3 protein-coding genes are annotated in these 3,627 nt (G+C 62.8%); all 3 read left to right on the top strand.

Annotated elements, in window-relative coordinates; translation table 11 throughout:
* The first annotated feature begins 89 nt into the window (after positions 1–89).
* The 3 genes from ET21_RS0115565 to ET21_RS0115555 are packed head-to-tail and all read left to right on the top strand — an operon-like array spanning position 90 to position 3,546.
* A complete protein-coding gene (locus ET21_RS0115565; RefSeq protein WP_030540400.1) occupies positions 90–1,637 on the top strand; it encodes a tyrosine-type recombinase/integrase in 1,548 nt (515 codons plus the stop codon).
* The gene (locus ET21_RS0115560; RefSeq protein ID WP_030540399.1) at positions 1,631–2,545 is read left to right on the top strand and encodes a tyrosine-type recombinase/integrase; all 915 of its coding nucleotides are present in this window, start codon (positions 1,631–1,633) and stop codon (positions 2,543–2,545) included. The genes ET21_RS0115565 and ET21_RS0115560 overlap by 7 nt, the downstream gene beginning before the upstream one ends.
* Positions 2,542–3,546, top strand: coding sequence for a tyrosine-type recombinase/integrase (locus tag ET21_RS0115555; protein WP_030540398.1), 1,005 nt, complete (start codon positions 2,542–2,544; stop codon positions 3,544–3,546). Before ET21_RS0115560 ends, ET21_RS0115555 begins: the two co-directional genes overlap by 4 nt.
* Positions 3,547–3,627 lie beyond the last annotated feature (81 nt).

Raw genomic sequence — 3,627 nt, 5'->3', positions numbered from 1 at the left:
GGCGGTAGGCGCAGGTTTCCTTCGGTTTTCCATGATTTCACTCCAGATAACTACGGTTCCGTCGACCTCAGCAAGTCGAAGGAGCCAACATGCGAACACGATCATCACTGCCGTTTCGGACTGCCCCGCTCCGGGTCGAAGATTCGCCCAGTCACGGCACTCTTCTCGCCGCATTTCTCTCCTCTCTGTCGCTCGACGAGAGGTCAGGCTGTGCGGTTCTGTATGGCGCGGCGGTCCGCCATTTCCTGCATTGGCTGGACCTGCACGAGATCGCGATCCGCACGATTGACGATCGGGCTGTCCGGCGGTTCGAGAAGCATCGGTGTCGGTGCCACCGGTATTCGGCGCAGCAAGCGCACTACAAGGCTGACCAAGCAGCAAGGGTCAGGCGCTTCGTCCGGTTCCTGGAAGATCAAGGCTACGTCGAAGTCGACGACGGGATCGACGATCTGCCACGGCACCTCGCTGACTATTCCGATGCGATCGATCGCCTGCAACTCGCCGAGGGACCCGCGCAGGCCTATCGGTCCGAGGCCGAGCATTTCATGGCCTGGCTTCGCATTACGCGACGCCAATGGATCGATATCGACGACACGATCATCGACCAGTACGCTGCGCATGATTGCCGATGCCCGGTATGGCGCAAGCGCGGCAAGCTGGTCGCCACGGGCACGAAGCGGCGGCGGCGATGCGCACGGCACTTCGTCGAGTTCCTGCGAGGCCGCGGTGTCATCCCATCGGTTGAACCGGTGGCTGACGATGACCCGCACATGTCGGCTTACCTCACGTGGCTCAAGCAACATCGCGGCGTCACCGATGAGACGATCCGGCGCTACCGGACCGATATCAGACGGCTCATGCCGATGCTGGGCGAGCCTTCGCAATGGGATGCCGCCGGACTCAGGAGCGCATTTCAACGACGAAGCAAGGAGACGCCGGGCTCGGCATCGCTGCTCGTCACGATAATGAGGAGCTACATCCGGTTTCTGGTCGTGCGTGGCGAGTGCCGGCCTGCATTGTTGCATGCAGTTCCATCAGTGCAGCGCTACCGCCTTTCGACGCTGCCGCGCCACGTCGACCCGGCAACGATCGAGAGGATCATTGCGGCCTGCCCGACAGATCGTCCGGTAGAAGTCCGGGACAAGGCCATCATTCTCCTGCTCGCCAGGCTCGGCCTGAGGGCTGCCGATGTTCAGGACATGCGTCTCGACGACATCGACTGGCGGTCCGGCCACCTGACGGTCAAGGGCAAGACGCGTCGACCGGACCGTCTGCCATTGCCGCAGGATGTCGGCGACGCGATCTTGGCATATCTTGCGGCAGCCCGCCCGGAGGCCGCCGAAGAGCATCTGTTCCTGCGTGCACAAGCACCGTTTCGGCCATTCCGCTCGTCCGCCGAGATCGCGGGCATCGTCGCTCGAACGCGCGACCGCGGTGGGATCGAAGGAGTGCCGACCGGGTCGCACATATTCCGGCATTCGCTTGCCACCAACCTGCTGCGCGCGGGCGCAGGCCTGGAGTCCGTTGGGACCATCCTGCGTCACAGCTCGCCTGAGACCACTGCCATCTACGCCAAGGTCGATCTGCCGATGCTCATGAAGATCGCGCAGCCATGGCCGGGAGAACCGTCATGCTGAACATGCACATTTCCAGATACGTCTCGCTCCATCGCAGCTTGGGACGGAAGTTCTCCGAACAGGAACGCTTGCTGCGCCAATACGCCGATTTCGCCGGCCGCGCCGGTGACCGGCACACCCAAGTGCAGCGCATTTACGACTGGTGCCACACGGCAAGCTCGCAGAACGTGGCCCGCCATAGGTTCGACGCCGTACGTAACTTCAGCCTTTTCGCTCATGCTGAAGATCCAGCTCACGAGGTTCCGCCTGCGGGCGTCTTCGGTCGGGGCAAGCGGCCACGCCCGACCCCGACCATCATCGAACCGGAACAGGTCCGGGCGATCATGACCGCGGTATTGGACGTTGCGCCCCAAGGCACGATCAGCCCGTACACGTATCATTATCTGTTCGGCCTGCTGGCGGCGACAGGTCTCCGGATTTCCGAGGCCCTCGCTCTTCAATGCAACGATCTGGTCGAGGATGGCCTGATCGTCCGCAACGGCAAGTTCGGCAAGCAGCGGCTGATTACCTTGCAGCCATCGACCCGTCAGGCGCTCGAAGCATATCTCGCCACCCGAGCAAGGCTTGGCGCCACGGGCAATGACCTGTTCGTGACCATTCGGGGGAGAGCACCACACAAGGTGCGCGCCCACGTGGTGTTCGTCAGGCTGGCCCGGCAGCTCGGATACCGCGGACCGACCGGAACGGCCGGGATGCGGTTACACGACCTGCGGCACACTTTCGCCGTGCGTTCCCTTGAGTCCTGTCCGCGCGACAGGGAAGCCATCGCACACCACATGGCCGGACTCAGCGTATATCTGGGGCATGCGTCGGTCGCCAACACCTATTGGTATCTCGAGGCCACTCCGGTGCTGCTGCGCGATATCGCTGTCGCCAGCGAGCAACTTTACCGGGGAGAAGCGGCATGACGGCACTCGCTCCGCACCTCTCGATCTACCTGCGTGAACATCTGCCGCGCGAACGTGCTGTCAGTCCGCACACGGTGAAGACCTATGCCAACTGCTTTGTCCTCCTGGTCCAGTTCGCTGCCGATCGGCTGAAGCGTCGGCCGACCGATCTCGAGATCGAGGATCTCGGCACCGACATGATCATGGCCTTCCTTGACCATGTCGAGAACGGTCGCGGCAGCTGTGTTCGGACCCGCAATGGCAGGCTCGCCGCGATCCGGTCCTTCTTCCGCTACATCGAGTATCGTATTCCGGCCTGCCTGGATCAGGCCCTTCGCGTCAGATCGATCCCTACCAAGAAGACCGACAAGGCGCTGATCGACTACCTCGACCGGGCAGAGATCAAGGCTTTGCTCGACGCCCCGGATCCCCGGACACGCCTTGGCACCCGCGATCGCGCAATGCTGCATCTGGCCTATGCTGGCGGGCTGAGGGTGTCGGAACTCGTAACGCTACAACTGCGCGATTTCCCGGACCGCTTCCTGTCCACCGTGCACATCATGGGCAAGGGACGGCGTGAACGGGTCCTCCCGCTCTGGAAGGAGACTCAGTTCGCATTGCGCGCGTGGCTTGCGATCCGCCCCGATGCGCAAGCTGCCGAGATATTCCTCAATGCCAGCGGGCAACCCATGACCCGCGACGGATTTGCGTTCCGTTTGGCGGAGCACGTCAAGCGCGCGGCAGAGAAGCAGCCGTCGATCCTTGGCAAGCGCGTAACACCGCACGTGCTGCGCCACTCCTGCGCAATGCACACGCTCGCGGCGACAGGGGACATTCGCAAAGTCGCATTGTGGCTCGGCCATGCCAGCATCCAGAGCACCGAGACCTATTTGCGCGCCGATCCCGAGGAGAAGCTGCAGATTCTCGCGGCGCACGGCGCTCCTGCCATCAAGCCCGGGCGCTTCAAGCCGCCATCCGATGCCCTGATCACGATGCTCACCGACGTTCGAAGGCGGGCCTAGCCCGTCTCCGGACAACCCCCTGGCACTCATATTATCTGGAGTGAAATCATGGAAAACCGAAGGAAACCTGCGCCTACCGCC

It is taken from the genome of Sphingobium sp. DC-2, from assembly GCF_000722555.1.
Taxonomy (GTDB): domain Bacteria; phylum Pseudomonadota; class Alphaproteobacteria; order Sphingomonadales; family Sphingomonadaceae; genus Sphingobium; species Sphingobium quisquiliarum.
This window is presented reverse-complemented; position numbering and strand designations above follow the sequence as displayed.

Excerpts from the sequence above, each read along its gene's own strand:
- ET21_RS0115565 (WP_030540400.1), top strand. The coding sequence starts at position 90 with ATGCGAACACGATCATCACTGCCGTTTCGGACTGCCCCGCTCCGGGTC.
- ET21_RS0115560 (WP_030540399.1), top strand. The coding sequence starts at position 1,631 with ATGCTGAACATGCACATTTCCAGATACGTCTCGCTCCATCGCAGCTTG.
- ET21_RS0115555 (WP_030540398.1), top strand. The coding sequence starts at position 2,542 with ATGACGGCACTCGCTCCGCACCTCTCGATCTACCTGCGTGAACATCTG.